The 22,878-nt window shown below is 68.5% G+C and carries 20 protein-coding genes; 2 read left to right on the forward strand and 18 right to left on the reverse strand.

Translation table 11 applies throughout. The features are described from left to right. Positions 1-385: 385 nt before the first annotated feature. The 12 genes from tyrS to pheS all read right to left on the reverse strand — a co-directional run bounded on the left by tyrS (position 386) and on the right by pheS (position 16,148). Complete coding sequence (gene tyrS / locus ABFX36_RS13025; protein ID WP_006895479.1) at positions 386-1,657, reverse strand: tyrosine--tRNA ligase; 1,272 nt, start codon at positions 1,655-1,657, stop codon at positions 386-388. 7 nt (positions 1,658-1,664) lie between these two features. Next, positions 1,665-1,883, reverse strand: a complete 219-nt coding sequence (locus ABFX36_RS13030) for a Trm112 family protein (RefSeq protein WP_039867034.1) — start codon at positions 1,881-1,883, stop codon at positions 1,665-1,667. A 69-nt stretch (positions 1,884-1,952) separates the two neighbouring features. Continuing rightward, positions 1,953-4,943 (reverse strand): AMP-binding protein, encoded by a 2,991-nt coding sequence (locus ABFX36_RS13035; RefSeq protein ID WP_006895477.1) that lies wholly within the window; start codon positions 4,941-4,943, stop codon positions 1,953-1,955. A gap of 174 nt (positions 4,944-5,117) precedes the next feature. Beyond that, complete coding sequence (gene argH, locus ABFX36_RS13040) at positions 5,118-6,566, reverse strand: argininosuccinate lyase (protein ID WP_006895476.1); 1,449 nt, start codon at positions 6,564-6,566, stop codon at positions 5,118-5,120. A 63-nt stretch (positions 6,567-6,629) separates the two neighbouring features. Then, the gene (locus tag ABFX36_RS13045) at positions 6,630-7,166 is read right to left on the reverse strand and encodes an arginine repressor (RefSeq protein WP_006895475.1); all 537 of its coding nucleotides are present in this window, start codon (positions 7,164-7,166) and stop codon (positions 6,630-6,632) included. Further along, positions 7,166-8,095: an ornithine carbamoyltransferase gene (gene argF / locus ABFX36_RS13050; RefSeq protein WP_045539029.1), complete on the reverse strand. Its 930-nt coding sequence runs from the start codon at positions 8,093-8,095 to the stop codon at positions 7,166-7,168. The genes ABFX36_RS13045 and argF overlap by 1 nt, the downstream gene beginning before the upstream one ends. Before the next feature lies 1 nt (position 8,096). Then, positions 8,097-9,287 (reverse strand): acetylornithine transaminase, encoded by a 1,191-nt coding sequence (locus ABFX36_RS13055; protein WP_346076686.1) that lies wholly within the window; start codon positions 9,285-9,287, stop codon positions 8,097-8,099. Continuing rightward, entirely contained in the window at positions 9,284-10,204 is a 921-nt protein-coding gene (gene argB / locus ABFX36_RS13060) for an acetylglutamate kinase (protein ID WP_006895472.1), read from the reverse strand. The genes ABFX36_RS13055 and argB overlap by 4 nt, the downstream gene beginning before the upstream one ends. Continuing rightward, positions 10,201-11,388: a bifunctional glutamate N-acetyltransferase/amino-acid acetyltransferase ArgJ gene (gene argJ / locus ABFX36_RS13065; RefSeq protein WP_231650268.1), complete on the reverse strand. Its 1,188-nt coding sequence runs from the start codon at positions 11,386-11,388 to the stop codon at positions 10,201-10,203. Before argJ ends, argB begins: the two co-directional genes overlap by 4 nt. Positions 11,389-11,486: 98 nt before the next feature. Next, positions 11,487-12,524, reverse strand: a complete 1,038-nt coding sequence (gene argC / locus ABFX36_RS13070) for an N-acetyl-gamma-glutamyl-phosphate reductase (RefSeq protein ID WP_006895470.1) — start codon at positions 12,522-12,524, stop codon at positions 11,487-11,489. Between the two features lie 51 nt (positions 12,525-12,575). Then, on the reverse strand, positions 12,576-15,053 hold the full coding sequence (gene pheT / locus ABFX36_RS13075) for a phenylalanine--tRNA ligase subunit beta (RefSeq protein ID WP_346076690.1): 2,478 nt from the start codon (positions 15,051-15,053) through the stop codon (positions 12,576-12,578). A 42-nt stretch (positions 15,054-15,095) separates the two neighbouring features. Further along, the gene (pheS, locus tag ABFX36_RS13080) at positions 15,096-16,148 is read right to left on the reverse strand and encodes a phenylalanine--tRNA ligase subunit alpha (RefSeq protein ID WP_006895468.1); all 1,053 of its coding nucleotides are present in this window, start codon (positions 16,146-16,148) and stop codon (positions 15,096-15,098) included. Between the two features lie 241 nt (positions 16,149-16,389). On the opposite strand from pheS, the gene ABFX36_RS13085 reads away from it, so the two are divergent. Next, positions 16,390-18,765, forward strand: a complete 2,376-nt coding sequence (locus ABFX36_RS13085; protein ID WP_346076692.1) for a protein kinase domain-containing protein — start codon at positions 16,390-16,392, stop codon at positions 18,763-18,765. Here ABFX36_RS13085 and ABFX36_RS13090 read toward each other — a convergent pair whose 3' ends face one another. From ABFX36_RS13090 to infC, 6 genes are all read right to left on the reverse strand, one after another. Continuing rightward, positions 18,766-19,620, reverse strand: a complete 855-nt coding sequence (locus tag ABFX36_RS13090) for an ABC transporter ATP-binding protein (protein ID WP_428832059.1) — start codon at positions 19,618-19,620, stop codon at positions 18,766-18,768. Between the two features lie 73 nt (positions 19,621-19,693). Beyond that, a complete protein-coding gene (locus ABFX36_RS13095; RefSeq protein ID WP_346076694.1) occupies positions 19,694-20,047 on the reverse strand; it encodes a gamma-glutamylcyclotransferase family protein in 354 nt (117 codons plus the stop codon). Positions 20,048-20,118: 71 nt separating this feature from the next. After that, a complete protein-coding gene (locus ABFX36_RS13100; protein ID WP_428832060.1) occupies positions 20,119-20,946 on the reverse strand; it encodes a TrmH family RNA methyltransferase in 828 nt (275 codons plus the stop codon). Between the two features lie 11 nt (positions 20,947-20,957). Next, the gene (gene rplT, locus ABFX36_RS13105) at positions 20,958-21,338 is read right to left on the reverse strand and encodes a 50S ribosomal protein L20 (RefSeq protein ID WP_006895463.1); all 381 of its coding nucleotides are present in this window, start codon (positions 21,336-21,338) and stop codon (positions 20,958-20,960) included. A 34-nt stretch (positions 21,339-21,372) separates the two neighbouring features. Further along, positions 21,373-21,567 carry a 50S ribosomal protein L35 gene (gene rpmI, locus ABFX36_RS13110; protein WP_006895462.1) on the reverse strand — a complete coding sequence of 65 codons (195 nt, stop codon included), beginning with the start codon at positions 21,565-21,567 and terminating at the stop codon, positions 21,373-21,375. An 84-nt stretch (positions 21,568-21,651) separates the two neighbouring features. Further along, positions 21,652-22,224 (reverse strand): translation initiation factor IF-3, encoded by a 573-nt coding sequence (gene infC / locus ABFX36_RS13115; RefSeq protein ID WP_006895461.1) that lies wholly within the window; start codon positions 22,222-22,224, stop codon positions 21,652-21,654. A 218-nt stretch (positions 22,225-22,442) separates the two neighbouring features. Here infC and ABFX36_RS13120 point away from each other — a divergent pair, with 218 nt between their 5' ends. Next, entirely contained in the window at positions 22,443-22,859 is a 417-nt protein-coding gene (locus ABFX36_RS13120; protein WP_346076700.1) for a DUF1844 domain-containing protein, read from the forward strand. Positions 22,860-22,878 lie beyond the last annotated feature (19 nt).

The raw sequence follows: 22,878 nt of genomic DNA on the forward strand, positions 1-22,878 counted from the left end.
GCCACAAAACAAAAAAATAGTGGCACAAGAAATCCAAAACACACTATCGAGTTCTCAAAGAACACACACCCACCAGAACCAACCCCCACAAACAAGGGCCGAACACCAGCAGACATCTGCAATTATCCGCCACCCCGTCTCCGAGGCGACCTTTCCAGCCTACCAGACTGGAATCTTCCCTGCAACCGCGACATTCTCGCTCTCCGAAGAAGAACGGGAAGTCTGCCAGGCGCAGGACCGCTACTCTACCCCCACCGCCCCGGCAAGATCAACTCACCGACCGGAAGGGCATTTCGCTCGCCAGCACCGACGCGCTGACCTGCAATAAGTTACACACCGTTGAGGCTGAGTCCCAAATCGCCAGGTCAGCGGTCCGACTGTGCGGTCAAGCGCCGATCTTGGCGCCGGCGAAGGTCTTCTTACCGCGGCGCAGGACGAGCCACTTGCCGAACAACAGGTCATTCGAACCCGGCGTCCAGTCCGCGTCGGTGACCTTGACGTTGTTCACGTAGGCACCGCCCTCGTCGACGGCCCGGCGAGCGGCCTTGTTGCTGTCGGCGAGTCCGGACGCGACGAGGAGCTCGACGATAGAGGGCGTGGCACCGGCGTCGAACTCGGCGAGGCCCGTCTCCCCCAGCGCGGCGGCGAGGGTGGGCTCATCGAGCTCGTTGAGTTCGGCGCGCCCGAACAGTGCGCGACTCGCCAGCTCCGCGGCGGCCGTCTGGTCTGCACCGTGGATGAGGGTCGTCAGCTCTCGAGCGAGGCGCTTCTGCGCCTCGCGGAGGAATGGCTTCTCGGCCGTGAGCTTCTCGAGCTCCTCGATCTCCTCCCGGCTCAGGAAGGTGAACCACTTGAGGAACTTCACGACATCGGCGTCAGCCGTGTTCACGAAGTACTGGTACCAGGCGTACGGACTGGTGAGCTCGGGATCGAGCCACACGCTGCCGCCCCCGGTCGACTTGCCGAACTTCTTCCCGTCGGCCGAGGTCACCAGCGGCACCGTCAGCGCATGGGCCGTACCACCGTCGACCTTCCGGATCAGGTCGACGCCGCCGATGATGTTGCCCCACTGGTCGGATCCGCCGATCTGGAGCACGCAGCCGTACTTGCGGTACAGCTGCAGGTAGTCGTTGGACTGCAGAAGCAGGTAGCTGAATTCGGTGTAGCTGATTCCGTCGGATTCGAGGCGCCGCTTCACCGTGTCACGCGCGAGCATGACGTTGACGGAGAAGTGCTTGCCGATGTCGCGCAGGAACTCGATGGTCGACATCGGGGCGGTCCAGTCGTTGTTGTTGACCAGAACGGCACCTGTGTCGGAGTCGTCGATGGTCACGAACCGCTGGAGCTGGCCGACGATCTTGTCCGCCCACCCCGCGACCGTGTCCACGGAGTTCATCGTCCGCTCGCCGACGTCGCGCGGATCACCGATGAGTCCGGTGGCGCCGCCCGCCAGCACCACGGGACGGTGACCGGCGAGCTGGAACCGGCGCAGAGTCAGCAGCGGGACCAGGTGTCCGGCGTGCAGGCTGGACGCGGTCGGATCGAAGCCGGCGTACAGCGAGATCGGCTTCTCCAAGGTCTCGCGCAACGCTCCCTCGTCGGTACTCTGCCCGATGAGTCCGCGCCAGATCAGGTCGTCGAGGATGTTCTCGGCCACCGGCGGTTCACGCTTCCTTTCCGGTGAAGCGGGCGTGCTCCTCATCTGAGACCGCACGCGCGTCGTCGATCAGCATGTCGGGGATCCCGTGGGCGTCGATGGCATAGGCGACGCGCAGACGCGGGTTGTAGAGTTCGTCGCCCGCATCGATCAATTCACCCAGATCCTGGGGGCACACCAGTCGGTCGCGAACCACCGGATCGATGCCCTCGGCACGTGTTGCCATCAGCTCCCACTTCGTCTCGTCGATCGCGCCGCTCATCGCCTGTCGCGAGCGGCGCCTACCGCCTTCAGGCTACTCGGCGCCACCATCGTCTCCGGCGGGGAGCGCCGTCCAGTCGATGGTCGCGGCCGCGGACGCCGTGTAGCGGCGATAGCGACCGTCCTGGTCCCGATACCAGACCCGCGGTCCGGGCTTCGGCAGACCGCGCGCCGCGATCCGGCTGGTCATGGCCCGGAACGACTCCGACAGCGGGATGGAGTCGGCGACCCACACCAGGTGCGGGCGCTCGGCCGCGGGAAGCTCGCCCAGGCCGACGCGGATCTGGGTCGGAGTGAGCGACGTCGCGCCGCCGCGCAGCGTGACGGCGGCGACGGCGAGCTGCTCGCCCGGCTCGCCGACCGCGTACACCGCGGCGAGTTTGATGTCCGGGATCAACGAGAGCGCATGTTGGATGGGCACCGGATAGATCGGGCCCGACCGGCTCCGGATCACCGCCTGCGCCGATCCCATGTACCAGAGGTCGCCGTCGGCGTCGGATTGGAACAGACTCCCCCCGACCTCCCAGCGATCGTGCGGGCGGAACACGTCGCGCAGGACCAGACCCGCCGCCTCGAAGCGCTGGCCGGCGTGCGCGACCAGCATGCCGACCTCGCCCGGCCCCGCTTCCCGGACGAAGCCGGTGTCGCGGTCGATCTCCATGCGCTCGGCCACCGGGTCGTAGGCGGCGACGCGCACCGGGTTGGTCTCGGGCAGGGCACGGCCCATCGCTCCGATCTTGCTGTCGTCGACATTCGCCAGGATCGCGGATCCGTCCGCGGTGGCGAAGAACTCGAGCACCCGCGCATTCGGCAACGTCTCGCGCAACCGAGTCCACACCCCCGCCGACAGTCCGGAACCCATGAACAGGCGGACGCTGCCGAGCTGACCGGGATCGAACTCCGGCGCGTCGACGATGTCGGCCAGCATGTTCCAGGTGTACGAGACCACGGTGACGCCGTAACGGCGCACTTCACGGGTGAATCGCTCGGGATCGATCCCCGTGGACAGCGCGATGCGCGACCGCCCGGCGGCGGTGGCTCCCAGCGTGGTCAGCAGACCCGAGGCATGGTGAAGTGGCGGCAGGCAGTAGACCGTGTCCCGGTTCGACAGTCCGGCCGCGGCGGCAGCACCGAATGCGGACATGGCGAAGCGATGGTTGGTGACCGACCACCGATTGAGCCGGCCCTGCGTCTCGGTGAACAGGATGAACGCGAGGTCGCCCGCCAGTCCGGGGTCCGGGCGGTACCAGACCGGCATACGGACGCGTTCCGGGTCGATCTTCTCCATGTCGACGATGTGCTCACCGTCAGCGCGCTCGATGGCACGGGCGTCGCTGCTGCCTCCACCCAGCACCAGCACCCGGTCGCACACGGCGGCCGCACGGTCGAGGTGAACCGGATCGGAGACGATGATCCGCGTCTCCGCCAGGGTGAGCATCTCCGGCAGCGCGTCGCTCGACGAGAGCAGCACCGCCACGGCGCCCAGTCGCGACAGCGCGGCGATCGTCACCAGGGCGGACGGGCGCGGGTCCATCATGAGGCCGACGTGCACCCCCGGCCGGATGCCGCACTCGATGAGGCCGGCGACCACGTTGTCGATCCGCGCGTTGACCTGAGTGTGCGTCAGCACCCGGTCCTCGAACAGAAAGACCTCGTCGTGGGGCGTGCGCTTCGCGTTCTCGCTCATCAGCTTGCCGAGCGAGACGCGGGTCGACGGCTGGATCTGGCCGAGCCGGAACAGCCGCGGAACGGTGCGCACCGACTCGGTCGCCACGGCCCGGGTGGTGCGCTGGAGCGAATTGACCGCCTCGAGAAGCTCCTTGGAGACCGCGGTGCCCGCACCGGCGACCTGTCCGACACCGTAGGTCAGCCGGTTGCTCCAACTGATCCCGCTTCCGGACTCGCTGCGAGTCCTGCTCATCGGCGTCACCGCCGCCGGCTGCTCTCCGTTGCCCTCGCGCCATTGGATCCACTCGCCGACCGTCGGCCAGGTGAGACGTCCGGCGTTCGATCCGACGACGAGACCGAAGTGCCCGACCGGCGCGGCGGTCTCGTACACCTCGGCGTCGGGCGCGGCGCGGACGATGCCGCGCACGGCCAGTGGCTGACCGATGTCGTCGGTCTCACCGACGAAGGCGAGGACCGGGCAGGTGATCTCGGTCATCGACACCACTTCGCCGTCGATGACGAAGCCACCCGACATCATGCGGTTGTGAACCACGAACTGGCGGAGCAGTTCGGCCACGGCCGGACCCGACCACGCGACCCAGCCCTCCTGCTCGATGAATCGTCGCTGGTCCTCGCGCGGCAGCAGGGCGTCGCGATCGTGGAGTTTGCGCAGGAAGTCGATCCGGCTGCGGGCCGTCTTGACCGGATCGGCCAGCTGGAACCCGGTGCGTGCCAACCAACTCGGGATCCACAGTCGGTTGAAGACATTGTCGGCGACGAACTCCGCACCGGGAACCACGAGCTGTGCGGGCAGGCCCAGCGGAAGGGCCGCCAGTACGTCGACCGGACTGCCGAAGGTGACCACGCTGGCAAGTCCCTCTGAGCGCCGGTAGGCCGCCGTCTGATAGGCGAACATGCCGCCCTGCGAGTATCCGCCGAGGTGAACGTCCTGGCCGACGACCCGCCGGACCAGATCGATCACCCGGCTGATCGCCACCACGTGGTCGGTGAGCGTGCGCTCCATCCCGCCCTCTTCGTGGTCGGGCGAACCGAAGTCGACCACCCAGGGAATCACCTTGTGCCGGTACAGAACCGAGACTGCGCCGTTCTCCTGCGTCACGTCGTAGACGTTGGCCGACACCATCATCGGCGGGATCAGGATGATGTGGGCGAAGCCGTCGCCGGCGTCGTCTGGAAAGTACCGGCGGAGGCGGTACATCTTCTCGGTCTCGACCACCTTGTAGGGTGTCGGCTCGGTGCCGGTATCCAGGCCCCCCATCCGAATGACTTCGAGACCGTTCTGTGCGGTCGCGACGATCCGTCCGACCGTGCCGGCGACATTTGGCAGACCCTTCACCGCGGTAACTCCCCTCACCACTTCCGATGCCGCGGCCGCCGACTGATTCGGCGTGTGCGAGCACGTGCAGTGTACTAGTCGCCGAATCCGTCACGGCCGTCACCGACTGTGAAGTACCCGCGAGTCGGCGCGTACGGTGATGCCGGTTACCTGCCCGGACACGCCGCGCCGGAGTCAGGCGAGCGCCGTCCGGAGGTCGGCGATCGTGGCGTTGGCCACCGAGATCTGGCGCTCCACCTGCGACGAGGCGGTACCGCCGAAGGCATTGCGTGACTCGATCGAGCCCGAGACCGTCAGCACCTCGCGCACCTGCGGCGTCAGCGCCGGATTGATGCGGGCCATCGTCTCATCGTCGAGTTCGTCGAGTCCGACCCCGCGGCTCTCGGCCTCACGGACGCAGGCGCCCGCCACCTCATGCGCGACCCGGAAGGGAACACCTTGGCGGACAAGCCATTCCGCGATATCGGTCGCGAGGGTGAAACCGGCCGGCGCGAGTTCGGCCATCCGGTCCGGATGGAAGGTCAGGGTGCCGACGAGTCCCGCCATCGCCGGCAGCAGCAGTTCCAGCTGCGCGACGGAGTCGAAGACCGGTTCCTTGTCCTCCTGCAAGTCGCGGTTGTACGCCAACGGCTGGGCCTTCAGCGTGGAGAGCAGACCGGTGAGGTTGCCGATCACTCGACCGGCCTTGCCGCGTGCCAACTCGGCGACGTCGGGATTCTTCTTCTGCGGCATGATCGAGCTGCCCGTCGACCACGCGTCGGCCAACGTCACATAGCCGAACTCCGGGGTGCTCCAGAGGATCACGTCCTCCCCCAGGCGGGACATGTCGACCGCGACCATCGCGAAGACGAAGGCCGCCTCGGCGGCGAAGTCGCGGGAGCTGGTCGCGTCGATGGAGTTCTCGGCCGCACTGGCGAAGCCGAGGTCGGCGGCGATAGCCTCCGGGTTCAGCCCGAGCGACGAGCCGGCGAGCGCACCCGACCCGTAGGGCGAGACGGCGACGCGCCGATCGGCGTCCACCAGACGCGCGACGTCGCGCAGCAGGGGCTGGGCGTGCGCGAGGAGAGTATGGCCGAGGAGCACCGGCTGGGCCGCCTGCAGGTGCGTCTTACCCGGCATCACCACACCCGGGTTGGCGGCGGCCTGGTCGACGAGCGCCTGCGCGAGGTCGAGCACGCCCGCGCCCACCCGCCGCATCGCTGCCCGCAGCCACATCCGGAACAGGGTCGCGACTTGGTCGTTGCGGGACCGGCCCGCGCGCAGCCTGCCACCGAGTTCGGGGCCGACCCGTTCGATCAGCCCGCGTTCGAGCGCGCCGTGTACGTCTTCGTCCGACTCCGCGGGCACGAACACGCCCGCGGCGACGTCCGCGGCCAGACGATCGAGTCCGGCCTGCATGGCCTCGGCGTCCGAGTCCGTCAGTAGACCCGCCGTCGCGAGGACGCGGGCGTGCGCCTTCGACGCCTGGATGTCGTACGGGGCCAACGCCCAGTCGAAATGCGTCGACTTGCTCAGCGCGGCCATCGCCGCGGCCGGGCCGTCGGCGAACCGGCCGCCCCACAGAGCCCCCTCGTTGGTGCCCTCGTGGCTGTTCTCGGACGATGTGGTGTCGGATGTCGACATGAGGGCAGTACTCCTCGCGTGGGTGTGTTTCGGTTCGGTGGTCGGTGAGCGCGTTCGCTCAGCCTACGATCTGGAGACCAGTCCCTCGATCCGCGCGGCCAGATCGGCGCCCGTGAGCGGCCGTCGGGCCAGGACGAAGATGGTGTCGTCGCCGGCGATGGTGCCGACGACTCCGGGCAGTCGCGCGCGGTCGAGCGCGCTGGCGAGATAACCGGCGGCGCCGGGCGGTGTGCGGAGCACCGCGACGTCGCCGGACGAGTCGGTCGACACCAGCAGTTCGGACACCAGTCGCGAGACCCGGTCGGTTCCGCCGGACACGCCGCGGACCGGACTGCCGTCCTCGGGGACGGTATAGACCCCCGCGCCGCCGTCGGCGGCGCGCAGCTTCACCGCGCCGAGTTCGTCGAGATCGCGCGACAGCGTCGCCTGGGTGGCCTCGATCCCCAGCTCGGCCAGCTTCTGCTGCAGTTCGCCCTGGCTCCGGATCTGTTCGGTCGCCAGGATCTCGACGATCCGGGCGTGCCGGCCGGCCCGCGTGGCGGCGAGCCTCGCCGACTCGGCCCGGCGGGCAGCGGTTCGGTCGGGGTCCGCGCGGTCCACTAGCGGTCCATCAACCAGGCCAGCAACGCCTTCTGGGCGTGCAGGCGATTCTCCGCCTCGTCGAAGACGACGCTCGCCGGACCGTCGATCACCTCGTCGGTGATCTCCTCGCCCCGGTGCGCGGGCAGGCAGTGCAGCACGATCGCCTCGTCCGCGGCGTACCCGAGCAGCTCCGAGTTGATCTGGTATGGACGGAAGGGACCGACCCGGTCGAGCCCGTCGCCCTCATGCCCCATCGAGACCCACGTGTCGGTGACGAGGACGTCGGCGCCGGTCGCCGCAGCGATCGGGTCACCGATCAGTTCGACGCTGCCGCCGGTCTCGGCCGCGCGCCGCCGCGCCGCTTCGACCACGGCCGGATCCGGTTGGAAGGCCGTCGGTCCGCTGACCCGGACATGCATGCCCGCGGTGACGCCGCCGAGCATCAGGGAATGGGCCATGTTGTTGGCGGCGTCTCCGAAGTAGGTCAGCGTCAGGCCCGCGGCCCGACCCTTCCGCTCGATGATCGTCTGCAGATCGGCGAGCACCTGGCACGGGTGGAAGCTGTCGGACAGAGCGTTGACGACGGGAACGGTCGCGTACTCCGCCACCGCCTCGAGGCGGTCCTGACCGAAGGTGCGCCACACGATCGCGTCGACGAACCGCGACAGCACCCGGCCGGTGTCTGCGAACGACTCGTCACGGCCCATCTGCGTGTTCGCGCCGTCGACCACGACGGCGTGCCCGCCGAGCTGGCTGATGCCGACTTCGAAGGAGAACCGGGTCCGCGTGGAGTTCTTGTCGAAGATGACTCCGACAGCGCGAGGGCCCTCCAGCGGACGGAACCCGAAGCGGTCGCGCTTCATCCGCGCCGCCAGCTCGAGCACCTCCGCCTGCTCGGCGGGTGTCAGATCGTCGTCGCGCAAGAAGTGCCGAGTGTTCTCTGTCATGTCACGCATTCCCATTCTGTGCGTCGATCGCAGCGTCGAGGATGTCCGGCAGGTCGGCGACGAATCCGGCCGCCTGCTCGTCGGTGAGGATGAGCGGAGGCGCCAGCCGCAGCACGTCGGGCGCGGGTGCGTTGATCAGGTACCCGGCCGCCCGCGCGGACTTCTCGACGCTCGCCGAGATGCCGGAGTTCAGCACGACGCCGAGAAGCAGACCGTCGCCGCGCACACCCGCGATCTGCGGATGGCCGAGCTCCTCGATGCCGTCGGCGAGCGATTTCCCGACGCGCTCGACGTGCGAGAGGAGGTCGTGGTCGTCGATGTAACGCAGGACGGCGAGCGCGGCGGCGGCGCACGCGGGATTGCCTCCGAAGGTGGTGCCGTGCTGGCCGGGCTCGAACAGCGCCGCCGCCAGCCCCGTCGCCACCACGGCACCGATCGGCATGCCGCCGCCCAGGCCCTTGGCGAGGGTCATGACGTCGGGCACGATTCCCGCGCGCTGGTGCGCGAACATCCAGCCCGTGCGGCCGATACCGGTCTGTACCTCGTCGAGCATCAGCAGCGCACCGTGCTCGGCGGTGATCGCCCGTGCCTGAGCGAGGTAGTCCGGGGGCGGGACCACCACGCCGTTCTCGCCTTGGATCGGCTCCAGGATCACCGCTGCGGTCCGCTCGGACACGGCGGCGCGGAGCGCCTGCGCATCGCCGTAGGGAACGAAGTCGACGCCGGCGGGCATCGGTTCGAAGGGGGCGCGCTTGGCCGGCTGCCCGGTCATCGCGAGCGCACCCATGGTGCGGCCGTGAAATCCCCCCTCGGCCGCGATGATCTGCGGTCTGCCGGTCCTGCGGGCGAGCTTGAAGGCCGCCTCGTTGGCCTCCGTGCCGGAATTGCACAGGAAGGCGCGGGCCCCGTGGCCGACGGCCGCGCAGAGCCGCTCGCCCAGTTCCACGACCGGCTGCGAGATGTACAGATTCGACACGTGGCCGAGAGTCGAGAGTTGAGCGGTCACCGCCTCGACGATGGCCGGGTTCGCATGGCCGAGCGCGTTCACCGCGATGCCGCCGAGCAGGTCGAGGTACTCCCGGCCGTCGGCGTCGTACACGACCGCGCCGTCGCCGCGCACCAGCGCGACCGGCGGGGTGCCGTAGTTGTTCATCAGCGCAGCGGACCACCGCTGCTGCAGGGGTGCGGTCACTGCCGTCCTCCATCGGGATCGTCGGCGACGACGGTGGTTCCCGACGTCGACGCGGTGAGCAGGGCGGCCAGCACGGAATGCGCTTCACGGCCGTCGATGACGTGTGCGGCACCGATCCCCTCCTGAACGGCGCGCATGCAGGCCTCCATCTTCGGCACCATGCCGGAGTCGAGGGAGGGCAGAAGTGTCGCGACCTCACCCGCGGTGATCGTCGAGACCAGCGACGAGCGGTCCGGCCAGTCGGTGTAGAGACCCTCCACATCGGTCAACATCACCAGATGCTCGGCACCGAGCGCTGCAGCGACGGCGCCCGCGGCGGTGTCGGCGTTGATGTTGTGCACCTGGCCGTCGGCATCCGGCGCGATGGTCGAGATCACCGGGATCCGGCCGGCCGCGATCAGGTCGTCGACCGCGGAGGTGTTGACCGCCGCGATGTCGCCGACCAGCCCGATATCGGTGGGCTCTCCGTCGACCATCACCGTCCGGCGCGTCGCCGTGAACAGGTGGGCGTCCTCGCCGGTGATGCCGACGGCGTACGGTCCGTGCGCGTTGATCAGGCCGACGAGTTCACGGCCCACCTGGCCGAACAGGACCATCCGGACGACGTCCATGACCTCGGGCGTGGTGACGCGGAAGCCGCCGCGGAACTCGCCTTCGAGACCGAGGCGTGCGAGCATCGCGGAGATCTGCGGACCGCCGCCGTGCACCACCACCGGATGGATGCCGCACGCGCGCAGGAGGACCATGTCGGCGGCGAACGCCGTCTTCAGGTCGGCGTCGACCATCGCGTTTCCGCCGTACTTGACGACGACGCGCTTGCCGTGGAGCGCCTGCAGTGCGGGCAGCGATTCGGCGATGACGCCGGCCTTCTGCAGCGGTGTGGCGGTGCTCAGCGGTGAGGTGTCAGTGTTCGTCATGACGAGTAGGCCGAATTCTCTTCCACGTAAGCGTGCGACAGGTCGGTGGTGCGAATGGTCGCCTCGGCGTTCCCGAGGCCGAGGTCGGCGACGACCTCGATGCGATCGCCGGAGAGGTCGACATCGCGGGCCCCGGGTACTCCGGTGCCGTTGCGGCAGATCGGAGAACCGTTGAACGACACCGTGATCCGATCTGGATCGATGGTCACGGGCGCGGCGCCGATGGCGGCGAGGACGCGGCCCCAGTTCGGATCGGAGCCGAAGAGCGCGGTCTTGACGAGCGAGTCGCGCGCCACCGACCGCGCGATCACCAGCGCGTCGTCCTCGGTCGCCGCGCCGGTCACGGTGATCGCGATCCGCTTGGTGACGCCCTCGGCGTCGTTCTGCAGCTGACCGGCCAGATCGTCGCACACGGCGAAGACCGCGGCGTCGAGCTCGGCCTGGGAGACCTCGATCTGGCTGGCGCCGGACGAGAGCAGCAGCACTGTGTCGTTGGTGGAGATGGAGCCGTCGACGTCGAGACGGTCGAAGGTGCGCGCGGTGGCGCGGCGCAGCGCGAGGTCGACCGACTCCGCGCTCACCTTGGCGTCGGTGGTCAGCACCACCAGCATGGTCGCGAGCGACGGGGCGAGCATGCCCGCACCCTTCGCCATGCCGCCGACGTTCCAGCCGCCGGTGTGGTGCAAGGCCACCTGCTTCGGGACGGTGTCGGTGGTCATGATCGCGTAGGCGGCGTCGGTCCCGCCTTCGAGTCCGCCGCCCATCTCGTGCACGATCTCGGTGACTCCGGCGAGCACCTTGTCCATCGGCAGCCGCTCGCCGATCAGGCCGGTCGAGCAGACGGCCACCTCGACGGGCCCGGTCTCGGTACCCCAGCTCGACAGCGTCGACGCGACCGCTTCCGCGGTGGCGTGCGTGTCCTGAAAGCCCTCGGGCCCGGTACATGCGTTCGCTCCACCGGAATTGAGGATCACGGCGCGCAGAGACCGGTTCTCGATCACCTTCTGCGACCACAGCACCGGTGCGGCCTTGACCTGATTGCGAGTGAACACCGCCGACGCCGCCAGGTCGGGGCCCTCGTTGAACACCAGCGCGAGGTCGGGCTTCCCGTTGGCCTTGATCCCCGCCGCGATTCCCGCCGCCCGGAAGCCCAGCGGCGCCGTGACGCCCTGGCGGCGGGTCATCCGCGAGCCGACCAGGAGATCGATGTCCGGCACGGGGACGGTCTGGGTGTCTGTCACGGTCGGGTCCTTCACGCTGTTCGAGCCTGTCTCTGCTTCGGTCACGGTGCCACTCCCACGGTCGCCAGGCCCTCGCCTTCGCCCCAACCCAGGGCCAGGTTCATCGACTGGACGGCCGCACCGCCGGTGCCCTTGGTCAGGTTGTCGACGGCGCCGACGGCGACGAAGGTGCCGGACCGCTCGTCGACGGACAGACCGATCGAGACCATGTTGGTTCCGACCACGGACCCGGTCTCCGGGAACTCTCCCTGCGGCAGGAGATGCACGAAGGCCTCGTTCTCGTATGCCTTCTCATAGGCCGACCGGAAATCATCGATCGACGCGTCGGTGCGCGCGGTGCACGTCGCGAGGATGCCTCGCGACGTGGGCACCAGCACCGGAGTGAAGGAGACCGACACCGGGAGCGATGCTGCCCGCGAAAGAGCCTGCGTGATCTCCGGAGTGTGCCGGTGCACACCGCCGACACCGTAAGCGCGGACCGATCCGATCACCTCGGACGCCAGCAGATTCACCTTCGGCGCCCGGCCGGCACCCGAGGTGCCCGACATCGCGACGATGGTGACCGCCGGTTCCACCAGGCCCGCGGCCAACGCGGGCAGCAGAGTCAGAATCGACACCGTCGGATAGCACCCGGGCACCGCGATCCGGCTCGCTCCGGCGATCACGTCCCGGTTGCCCGGCAGTTCCGGCATGCCGTACGGCCAGGTGCCCGCGTGGTCACCGCCGTAATAGGCCGTCCACTCCGAGGGGTCCTCGAGCCGGAAGTCGGCGCCGCAGTCGACGATCAGGGTGCTGGGAGGCAGGGCATCGGCGATCGCAGCCGACTGTCCGTGCGGCAGCCCGAGGAAGACCACGTCGTGACCCGCCAGAACCTCCGGCGTCGTCTCCTCGAGCACGCGGTCGGCGAGCGGGAACAGGTGGCGGTGATGCTCACCCAGCCGCGTGCCGGCGTTTCCGCCCGCCGTCAGTGCGCCGATCTCCAGTTCACCCGAACCCAGGCGCGGATGCCCGCACAGCAGTCGGAGGATCTCACCGCCCGCATAGCCGCTCGCACCGGCGACAGCAACCTTGATAGTCATGAAATCATTATGCACTACAGCGCAAAATAATTCACCTAGTCGTGCTCCGCGTCAGCGCAAGCGGGCGCCCACGACCTCGCCCGCATGCGCTACCGCAGCCATCTTGGCCTCGGTCCCCTCATCCTCGGTGAGCGTGCGGTCGGCGGCGCGGAAGGTGAGCGCGAAGGTCAGGGACTTGTTGCCTTCGCCGACTTGAGCACCGACGTAGACGTCGAAGAGCGAGATGGATTCGAGCAGTTCTCCCGCGCCGGCGACCAGCGCATCCTGCACGTCCTGGGCGGCCACGTCCGCGGCCACCACGACGTTCACATCCTGCAGCACGGCGGGGAACGGCGACACCTTCGGCGACGGCAGGTTCTGGCGCAGCGGCAGCGCGTCCACGTCGATCTCCACCGCGCACAGCCGCGCGGGCAGACCGGTGCGTTCCAGCACCGCCGGATGCAGTTCCCCGGCATGACCGACGACGACGCCGTCGACCTCGAGCCGAGCGCAGCGGCCGGGGTGCCACGGCTGATGGTCGTCGGCCACGAGTTCGAGCTCCACCCCCGCGGCCCGGCCGATCTGCCGAGCCGCCTCGAACGCGTCGTAGGCGTCCGCGGTGCGGCCCGGCCCGAGCGGACCCGCCGGCTCGCGCAATCCGGTGAGCAGGACGGCCACGTGCAAGGGCTGGTCGGGCAGGGATGCGTCGAGCGCCGTCTGCTCGGCCTCGGTGGGCCGGCGCGTCACATCCAGCGGGGGCACGGTCGGTCCCTGCTGACCGCCGATGACGACCTGACCGATCGTGTACAGCGCGAGATCACGGCGGCCGCGGGCGATGTTGCGCGCCGCCATCTCCATCAGTCCGGGCAGCAGAGTGGTGTTCAGCTCCGGCCGGTCGGACTCGAGCGGATTGAGCACGGAGACGGTCCGGCGGCGGACGTCGTCGGCGGGCAGATCCCATGTATCGAAGACGTCTGCGGGAAGGAACGGGTAAGGCAGGACTTCGACGTACCCATCGGTGGCCAGGCCGACGCCGATGGCACGGCGACGGCGCTGAGCGGGGCTCAGCCCGCGACCACCGGTGGCTCGCGGCACCACGGCCGGGATGTCCTCGAGACCCTCGAGTCGCAGCACCTCCTCGACGAGGTCGGCACGCTGGCGCAGGTCGGGTCGCCACGACGGCGGGGTCACCAGCAACGGCGAGTCACCGTCGACGACGCATCCCACCTCGCGCAGACGCGCGGCGGTGGTCCCAGCCGGGTACTCGACACCGGCGGTCGCATCGGGAAGTCCCGGGTCGATCTGGATGGCGGCGGAGGGAACGGTCGCGGTACGGACGTCCGACAGCGGACCGGCGACGCGGCCGCCCGCCAGTTCGGCGATCAGCGCGGCGGCCCGGTCGGAGGCCACCGCGGTGATCTCCGGATCCACGAGCCGTTCGTAGCGCTTCGCCGCCTCCGACGACAGCTTGTGGCGCTTGCCCGTACGGAACACCCGCACCTGGTCGAAGTTGGCCGACTCCAGAAGGATGTTCGTGGTCTCGTCGGAGACCTCGGTCGCGGCTCCACCCATCACCCCCGCGAGGGCGATCGGGCCGGAGTCGTCGGCGATCACCACATCCTCGGGGTCCAGCTTGCGCGTGACGCCGTCGAGGGTCTCCAGGGTCTCCCCCGCTCGTGCGGAGCGGACGCTGACCGTGCCGCGGATCTTGTCCGCGTCGAAGGCGTGCAGTGGCTGACCCAGTTCGATCATCACGTAGTTCGTGACATCGACGATCGCGGAGATCGGCCGGATACCCGCCACCATCAGTCGTTTGGCGATCCACCACGGCGACGACGCCGTGGCGTCGACACCGGTGACGACGCGGGCGGTGTAGCGGGTGGCGTCACTGTCGGCGTCGATCGCGACCGGCCATGACTCCCGATCGACATCGGCCGCCAGCGGCTCCCCGGCCAGACCGTGATCGACGTAGGGCACTTCGAAAGCACTGGCCAACTCGCGGCCGAGTCCGCGCATGGAGAAGGCGTAGCCGCGGTCGGGCGTGACGTTGACCTCGATCGCCGTGTCGGCCAGGCCGAGGACCTCGCGGGCGTCGGCACCGGGCTCCGCGGTCCCCGGTGCGAGCACCAGGATGCCGGAGTGGTCGTTCCCGATCCCGAGTTCGGTGACCGAGCAGATCATCCCGTCGGAGGTCTTGCCGTACGTCTTGCGCGTGGCGATCGCGAAGTCGCCCGGCAGCACTACGCCGGGCAACGCCACGACCACCAGGTCGCCGACAGCGAAATTGCGTGCACCGCAGACGATGTCGCGAGGCGTCTCCTCCCCGACCGCCACCTGGCAGAAGCGGATCGGCTTCTTGAACTCGGTGAGCTCCTCGATGGCCTCGACACGGCCGATGACGAGCGGACCGGTGATCTCCGGGAAGGGCTCGATGTCCTCGATCTCGAAACCGACGCGTACGAAACCCGCGTCGATCTCCTCGGTCGAGGCGGTCCAATCCGGGGAGCCTTCGCGGAGGACCTCGGTCAGCCAGGACTGTGGGAGACGCACTTGTTCACCAACTACTTTCGTGTGATCGCTGCGAAGATTCTGCTAGAGGGCCGGACCGAACGGGAGGGTGAAGCGCACGTCGCCTTCGACCATGTCGCGCATGTCGGGCAGGTCGTTTCGGAACTGGAGGGTCCGCTCGAGTCCCATTCCGAAGGCGAAACCGGTGTACACGTCCGGGTCGATGCCGCTGGACCGGAGGACGTTCGGGTTCACCATGCCGCAACCGCCCCACTCCACCCATCCGGCGCCGCCCTTCTTTCCCGGGAACCACACGTCGACCTCGGCGGAGGGTTCGGTGAAGGGGAAGTAGCTGGCGCGCATCCGAGTGGTGGTCTCGGGACCGAAGAGCGCCTTCGCCAGCACCTCGAGCGTGCCGCGCAGATTGGCCATCGTCAGGCCCTTGTCGACGGCCAGCCCTTCGATCTGGTGGAAGACCGGGGTGTGGGTCGCATCGAGTTCGTCGGTCCGGAAGGTGCGGCCGGGGCAGGCGACGTAGATCGGCACTTCGCGGCTGAGCATCGAGCGGACCTGCACCGGCGAGGTGTGGGTGCGCAGCACCTGCCGCGATCCCTCGGGCGCGATGTAGAACGTGTCCTGCATCGAGCGCGCCGGGTGGTCGGGCAGGAAGTTGAGAGCGTCGAAGTTGTGGTGCTCGGTCTCCACCTCGGGGCCCTCGGCGATCTCCCAGCCCATGCCGACGAAGACGTCGGCGATCTGGTCGCCGATCACCGTGATCGGATGACGGGCACCGCGGCTGCGGCGGCCCGATGGAAGCGTGACGTCGATGGTCTCGGCGACCAGTACCGCGGCGTCGCGTTCGGCGGTCAACGTCTCGGTGCGGGCGTCGAGTGCCGCCTGGACCCTGCCGCGGACCTCATTGACGAGCTTGCCCGCCGTCGACCGCTGATCCTTCGGCAGCGTGGCCAGTGCCCGTCGCGCGAGAGCGATGGGCGACCGGTCACCGAAGTACGCGGCTTTGGCCTTGGCCAACGCCTCCAGATCGCCGGCGGCGTCGAACGCGGCGACGGCGTCCGCGACGGCCGCGTCCAGCTCGGCGCTGGTCGGGAATTCGTTGACAGCAGAATCGTCAGCCACCGGGCTCGCATCTCCTATTGCGTAGAGGCCTGAAAGAACTCGGGTCAAGGGTAGTCGAAACGACCCGCGCCCCTCCCCTCAGGCCGCCGTCGGCCGCCGTCGCGGGCCCGCCCCGGCGTCGACGTCGTCGTTCGCTCGGGAGACGGTGTCGCGCGTATCGGCCCGCCCATGGTCTACCGTCATCAACACATCGATTTCAGCAGGTCGCACTGTTGGGGGCCGAGCAGAGGAAGGCAGCCAGTTGTCGAAAGCGCCGGGAACGACCATCGCCGGTTATCGCGTGGTCGAACTGCTGGGTTCGGGTGGCATGGGCGACGTGTACGTCGTCGAGAACGAGCAACTCAGCCGCCGTGAGGCGATGAAGGTGATCTCCGTCGGAGGGGCGTCGAACCCCGATTTCCAGCAGCGTTTCAGCAATGAGGCGCGGACGATGGCGGCACTCGATCATCCGTCGATCGTCACGATTCACAACTACGGGATCGCCGACGACCAACCGTGGTTCACGATGAGTTACATCGACGGACCCAATCTCGCCTCTGCGCGGCTGACTCCCGCCGAGGTGGTCCAGGCGATCGTGCAGGTGGCAGACGGACTCGACTACGCCCATTCGCGGTCAGTGGTGCACCGGGACATCAAGCCCGCGAACATCGTCGTCACCCGGTCGTCGGACCGCTCCCTGCACCGGGCGGTCCTTCTCGACTTCGGCATCGCCAAGCTCGCCGATTCGCCGCAGCTGACGGCGGTGAACTCGATCATCGGCACTGTCACCTACACGGCTCCCGAGGTGATCGGCGGCGCCCACGCCGGACCTGCGTCGGACCAGTACTCGCTCGCGTGCACCGCGTACGAGCTCCTGGCCGGGCGGCCGCCGTTCGCCGCCGAGAACTCGACGGCGCTGATGATGGCCCACGTGCAGCAGCCGCCGCCTCCGCTCGGCGCGGTGCGTCCCGACCTCGACGCGCTCACCCCCGTCCTGATTCGCGCGATGGCAAAGGATCCCGCAGCGCGATTCCCCGACTGCCGCGCCTTCGCCGCCGCGCTCGACGCGGCTCTGCGCCAGACCGCAGCCGGACAGCACACGATGGTGGCGCCGGTGGCGCCGCCCGGTCCGAGCGGACCCACCCCGGCGCCGACACCGACACCGACACCGACACCGGCGCCCACGCCCGCGCCGACCCCGTGGCCGGGACCGCAGCATCCGGGACAGCCGCCGATGCCGTACGGCGACAGCGGCCCCCAGCCCGCCCCGCAGTACGCCGGGCAGGCGCCCTATCAGGCGGCACCTCCCTACCCGGGCCAGCCGTACCCGGGACAGCAGTTCTCAGGACCCGGCCCCTTCCCCGGCGGACAGCAGGCGGGACCCGGCCCCTACGGATTCGCAGGAGCACCGCCGCAGCCGCCGAAGAAGCGGCGGCGTATCGGCTGGATCGTGGCCGCCGTCGCCGCGGTCGCCGTCGTCGCGGTGGCCGCGACCTCGCCTCTGTGGTGGCCGTCGTCCGACGAGCCCGCCGCCGAGGTCTACGCCACCCCGCAGATCGCCGGGGCGTACGGCAGCGAGTGCATGATCGGCTCCGGCAGCCTCTACTGCTGGGGCGACAACTCCAGCGGCCAGCTGGGAGACGGCACCACATCCGAACGCAAGACGCCGACCAAGGTGGCCGGGCTCTCGAACGTCACCGCGGTCTCGATGGGCGCCTTCGACTCCACCGGATCGAACTCCGCGGTCACCACCTGCGCGGTAGCGGACGAATCGCTGTACTGCTGGGGAGACAACCTCTTCTGGCAGGCCGGCGACGCCGGAACGATGAGCAAGAAGACCACCCCCTTCAAGGTGCCCGGGCTGGGCAAGGTGACCACGGTCTCGACGTCCAACTCCTCGACGTGCGCGGTCTCCGACGGTGATCTGTACTGCTGGGGCTTCTACTCGGGAGGGCAGCTGGGCAGCGGATCGACCACCGACAGTCTGAAGACGCCCACGAAGGTGGCCGGACTCTCGAACGTCACGTCGGTGTCCTCGCGGGCCGGGTCGGTCTGCGCCGTCGCATCCGATGAGCTGTACTGCTGGGGGCGCAACTGGGACGGCCAACTGGGCGACGGAAGCACCGACGATCACAGCACCCCCACCAAAGTCACCTCTCTCAAAGACGTGTCCGCGGTGTCCGTCGGTGGCGGCACCGTCGACAACACCCCGTTCTGGAACACCTGCGCTATCGCCGAGGGCGCTCCGTACTGCTGGGGAAGCAACAAGAATCAGCAGCTCGGCAAGGACTCCGAGGCCAAGAAGAGCTCACCGGCGAAGGTGGAGGGTCTCACGGGCGTCAGCGGGATCTCCGTCGACATCGGCACATTCTGCGCGGTGGCGGACGGCGATGTCAGCTGCTGGGGCAACAACCTCTACGGTCAAGTCGGTGATGGGTCCACCTCGCAGCAGTACAGCCCCCAGCACGTGTCAGGCGTGAGCGACGTCCGCCAGGTCGTCACCTCGTACAGCGTGACGTGTGCGGTCACCGGTTCGAGTCAGTACTGCTGGGGTCTCAACAAGACCGGACAGCAGGGCGACGCGACGCGTACGGAGGATCAGATCACCACGCCGCACGAGGTGAAGCTCGCTGCGTGATCAGCCGGCGTGCCTGCCGCGCCGGCCGATCGGCACCACCATCGGTGTGCCGCCGATCGGATCGGTGACGATCTGTGATTCGAGACCGAAGGCCGCCGCGAGTAGTTCCGGGGTCAGCACGTCGTTCGGCGATCCCTCGGCGACGATCTCGCCCGAGCGCATGACCACGAGCGAATCGCTGTAGCGGGCCGCGAGGTTCAGATCGTGCAGCACCATGACCACCGTCTTGCCGTGCTCGGTGCGCAGTTCGTCGACCAGGTCGAGGACATCGACGGCGTGCGCCAGATCCAGGTAGGTGGTCGGCTCGTCCAGCAGCACCAGATCGGTCTGCTGCGCCAGCGTCATAGCGATCCACACGCGCTGGCGCTGGCCGCCGGACAGGGAGTCGACCGCGCGGTCGGCCAGTTCGGTGGTCGAGGTCAGCTCCATCGCCTCGGCGACGGCGACCTCGTCCTCCCGCGACCACTGCCGATACCAGGACTGATGCGGGTGCCTGCCGCGGGAGACGAGATCGGCGACGGTGAGGCCGTCGGGCGCGATCGGGTTCTGCGGGAGTAGACCGAGGGTACGCGCCACCTGCTTCGGCTTCTGCGTCGCGATGTTCTTTCCGTCGAGGATCACCACTCCCGCCGACGGCGACAGCAGCCGCGAGAGCGTGCGCAGCAGAGTCGATTTGCCACAGCCGTTGGGACCGACGATGGTGGTGACCCGGCCGGTCGGGATCGTCACGTCGAGGCCGTCGATGATCGTCGTGCCGTCGTATCCGACCGACAGCCGCTCGGCCGCCAGCCGCGGTTCGGCGAAGCCTGCGATCACGGCGTCGGTTCGGTCGGCGACCTCCGGAGAAACTGACACCTCACACCCCTTCGATTAGGTTTCCGCACCACCGAGTCCGATAGTAGCCTCACCTAACTTAGGTGAGTGAAGCCTATCCCTCCAAGACTGCCGCATCCTCGTGTGCCAGATACACCCACGCACGGATGCCGGAGCTCAGCGTCACCTCGACGCGGCGATAGTCGTCGACCTCGTACTCGTCCGCCGCACGCAGACCGGCGTCATCGAGCTCCAGTCGGGCGCCGGGCACTTCCGCCTCGGGTGCCCCCGGGCGCAGAATCAGGTGGGTCGCGGTACCGCTCAATGCGATGACCTCGGGATCGGTGATCGTCACCGTGCCTATCTCGAAGCCCGGCAGGGCATCGGGCTCCGTCGGTATCGGGGCGCCGAAGACGCCCTCCTGCACAGCGGGATCCATCAAGGTGCCGTAGCTGAAGAGGACGTGCATTCCGGAATCGTACTGCCGCAAGATTTTCCGGAGAACCTCACCCGGCCAGGACCCCTGGGAAGGTCAACAGATCAACGTCCGCGGTTCAGCACGCGGGAGCTGGCGTACAGGCAGATCGCGCTCGCGGCGGCGAGGTTGAGGCTCTCCGCGCGCCCACGCAGCGGAATCCGAACGCGGCGGTCGGCGCCGTCGAGTACCTGCCCGGGCAGTCCGTGAGCCTCGTTCCCGAACAGCCACGCGTGCGGCCGCGCGAGTACCTCGTCGGCGTCGTCGAGGCTCAGTTCGCCGTCCATCTCCGTTGCCAGCGTCGTGATGCCCGCCGCGGCGACGGCGGCCAGCGCACCAGCGACATCCGGTTCGCGGACCGTCGGGATGTGGAAGAGACTCCCCGCACCCGCCCGGACGCTCTTGCCGTTGTGCGGGTCGACGGACTCTCCCAGCAGGACCACCGCGTCGGCACCCATGGCGTCCGCACACCGAGTCAGGGTGCCGAGGTTTCCCGGCTCGCGCGGCTCGACCGCGATGACCAGAAGCTTTGGTGAGCGCGCGAGGACGTCGCCGAGCGCCGCCGTCAGCAACTCGCACACCGCGAAGATCCCGGGAGCCGTCGACGTCTCGGACAGTTTGTCCGCCGCGCGGTGAGAGAGGCGGTGCACACGAACGCCCGCGTCGAGCGCGCGGTGAACCAGATCGGCGTGCCGATCGGCGTCGTCGTCGCGCACCAGTACCTGCAACGCACGGCCCGTGCTCAGCGCCGCGTCGACGGAATTGAATCCCTCGACGAGGAATCGGCCCTCGCTGCGGCGCACCGACGCGCGATGCAGCTTCGCCAACGAAACGACCCGCGACGAACGTTCGGTGAGAACGTCCGTCGCGGGCCGGGAACGCGTCACTGCGATCTCAGCGGAGATCAGGCAGCGGGAGCGTTGACGTCCGCGGGCAGCGCGGCACGAGCCACCTCGACCAGACCGGTGAACGCGGCCGGGTCGGTGACGGCGATGTCGGCGAGCACCTTGCGGTCCACCTCGACGCCGGCGAGCTTGAGGCCCTGGATGAAGCGGTTGTAGGTGATGTCGTTCGCACGAGCCGCCGCGTTGATGCGGGTGATCCAGAGCTTGCGGAAATCGCCCTTGCGCGCCTTGCGGTCCCGGTACGCGTAGGTCAGCGAGTGGAGCTGCTGCTCCTTGGCCTTGCGGTACAGGCGCGACCGCTGTCCGCGGTAGCCCTTCGACGCCTCGAGAACGGAGCGGCGCTTCTTCTGGGCGTTGACAGCCCTTTTCACACGTGCCATTAGTCAGTGTCCTTCTAAAGTCTTAAGCGGAAAGTCAGCGGTTCAGCAGGCGCTTGATGCGCGGGGCATCGTTCTCGCTCACCACGGTGATGCCGTCCAGGCGACGCGTGACGCGCGAGGACTTGTGCTCCAGGAGGTGGCGCTTGCCTGCCTTCTGGCGGACGATCTTGCCGCTGCCGGTCACCTTGAATCGCTTCGCGGTGCCCTTGTGCGTCTTGCTCTTCGGCATTGGTTTCCTTCATTCGGGCGGACCCGAGTCCCGCCCGGAGCGATCCGGGCGGTTCGGGTCCACTGCTACTTCAGTGTGGTGGGTTCAGGATCCCTGCTGGGCCTTGGCCCTGGTCTTCGCGCCCTTGTGCGGGGCGAGGACCATGGTCATATTGCGTCCGTCCTGCTTGGCCGAGGTCTCGACGAAGCCGTACTCCGCAACGTCGTCTCCCAAGCGCTGCAGCAGGCGATAGCCCAACTCGGGACGGGACTGCTCGCGACCGCGGAACATGATCGTCACCTTCACCTTCGAACCCGCTTCGAGGAACCGGATGACGTGACCCTTCTTGGTCTCGTAATCGTGGTCGTCGATCTTCGGGCGGAGCTTCTGCTCCTTGATGACGGTCATCTGCTGGTTACGGCGGGACTCGCGCTTCTTCTGCGCCGCCTCGTACTTGAACTTGCCGTAGTCCATGATCTTGCACACCGGCGGGCGCGCGTCGGGCGCAACCTCCACCAGGTCCAAGTCGGCTTCGTAAGCCAGGCGAAGCGCATCTTCAACACGCACAATGCCCACCTGCTCACCGCCGGGTCCGACGAGACGGACCTCGGGGACGCGGATGCGCTCGTTGATGCGGGTTTCAGTGCTGATGTGGCCTCCTCGATCAATGTTTTCCATGTGGCCGGCCAATACGACTGGCAAGCGTGAGGAGATTCGAGGCCGAGAACACCATAATGCCCGCCGAGAGCCGAGTGACCTCGGTTCATCGACTGGCGATGGTGTGACCGGAACCGTGAAACTACTCGTCTGGGACAGCGTCGCACGGTGGGACTCGAAGAATCCTCTTGCTACCCCGGCGCGAACCGAGGCGGTCATGCTGTGACAGTCTAACAGGCGTGAACGATAACTCCTATTCGACCGGCGACACCTCCTCCGACGACGCGAACGTCCACGTCGCCCCGGGAGGTGCCGGCGGAGACGACGCGAACCAGGACAACGTTCGCGAGCTCGCCACCATTCCCGCAGTCGAGGTCACCACCCGCGCGGCGATCATGCTGATGAGCGCCGCGGCCGAGAAGATCGGCCCCGATGCGGGCGGAGACGAGGAGTTCAAGGATCTGCCCGACGCCCGCGCGCTGATCAACGCACTGGCCGGCCTCGTCACCGCCGCCGCCCCTGATCTCGGCCTGCATCGCAAGCCGATCCAGGACGGGCTCAAGGCGCTGCAACTCGCATTCCGCGAGGCGTCGTCGTACCCCGATGCGCCCGGCGAGGGGCCCGGCGAGAAGTACACCGGACCGGTCAAGGGCTGATCACGCCGCCCGGGCCTCA

Origin of the sequence: Gordonia cholesterolivorans, assembly GCF_039531975.1 — a bacterium.
Taxonomy (GTDB): domain Bacteria; phylum Actinomycetota; class Actinomycetes; order Mycobacteriales; family Mycobacteriaceae; genus Gordonia; species Gordonia sihwensis.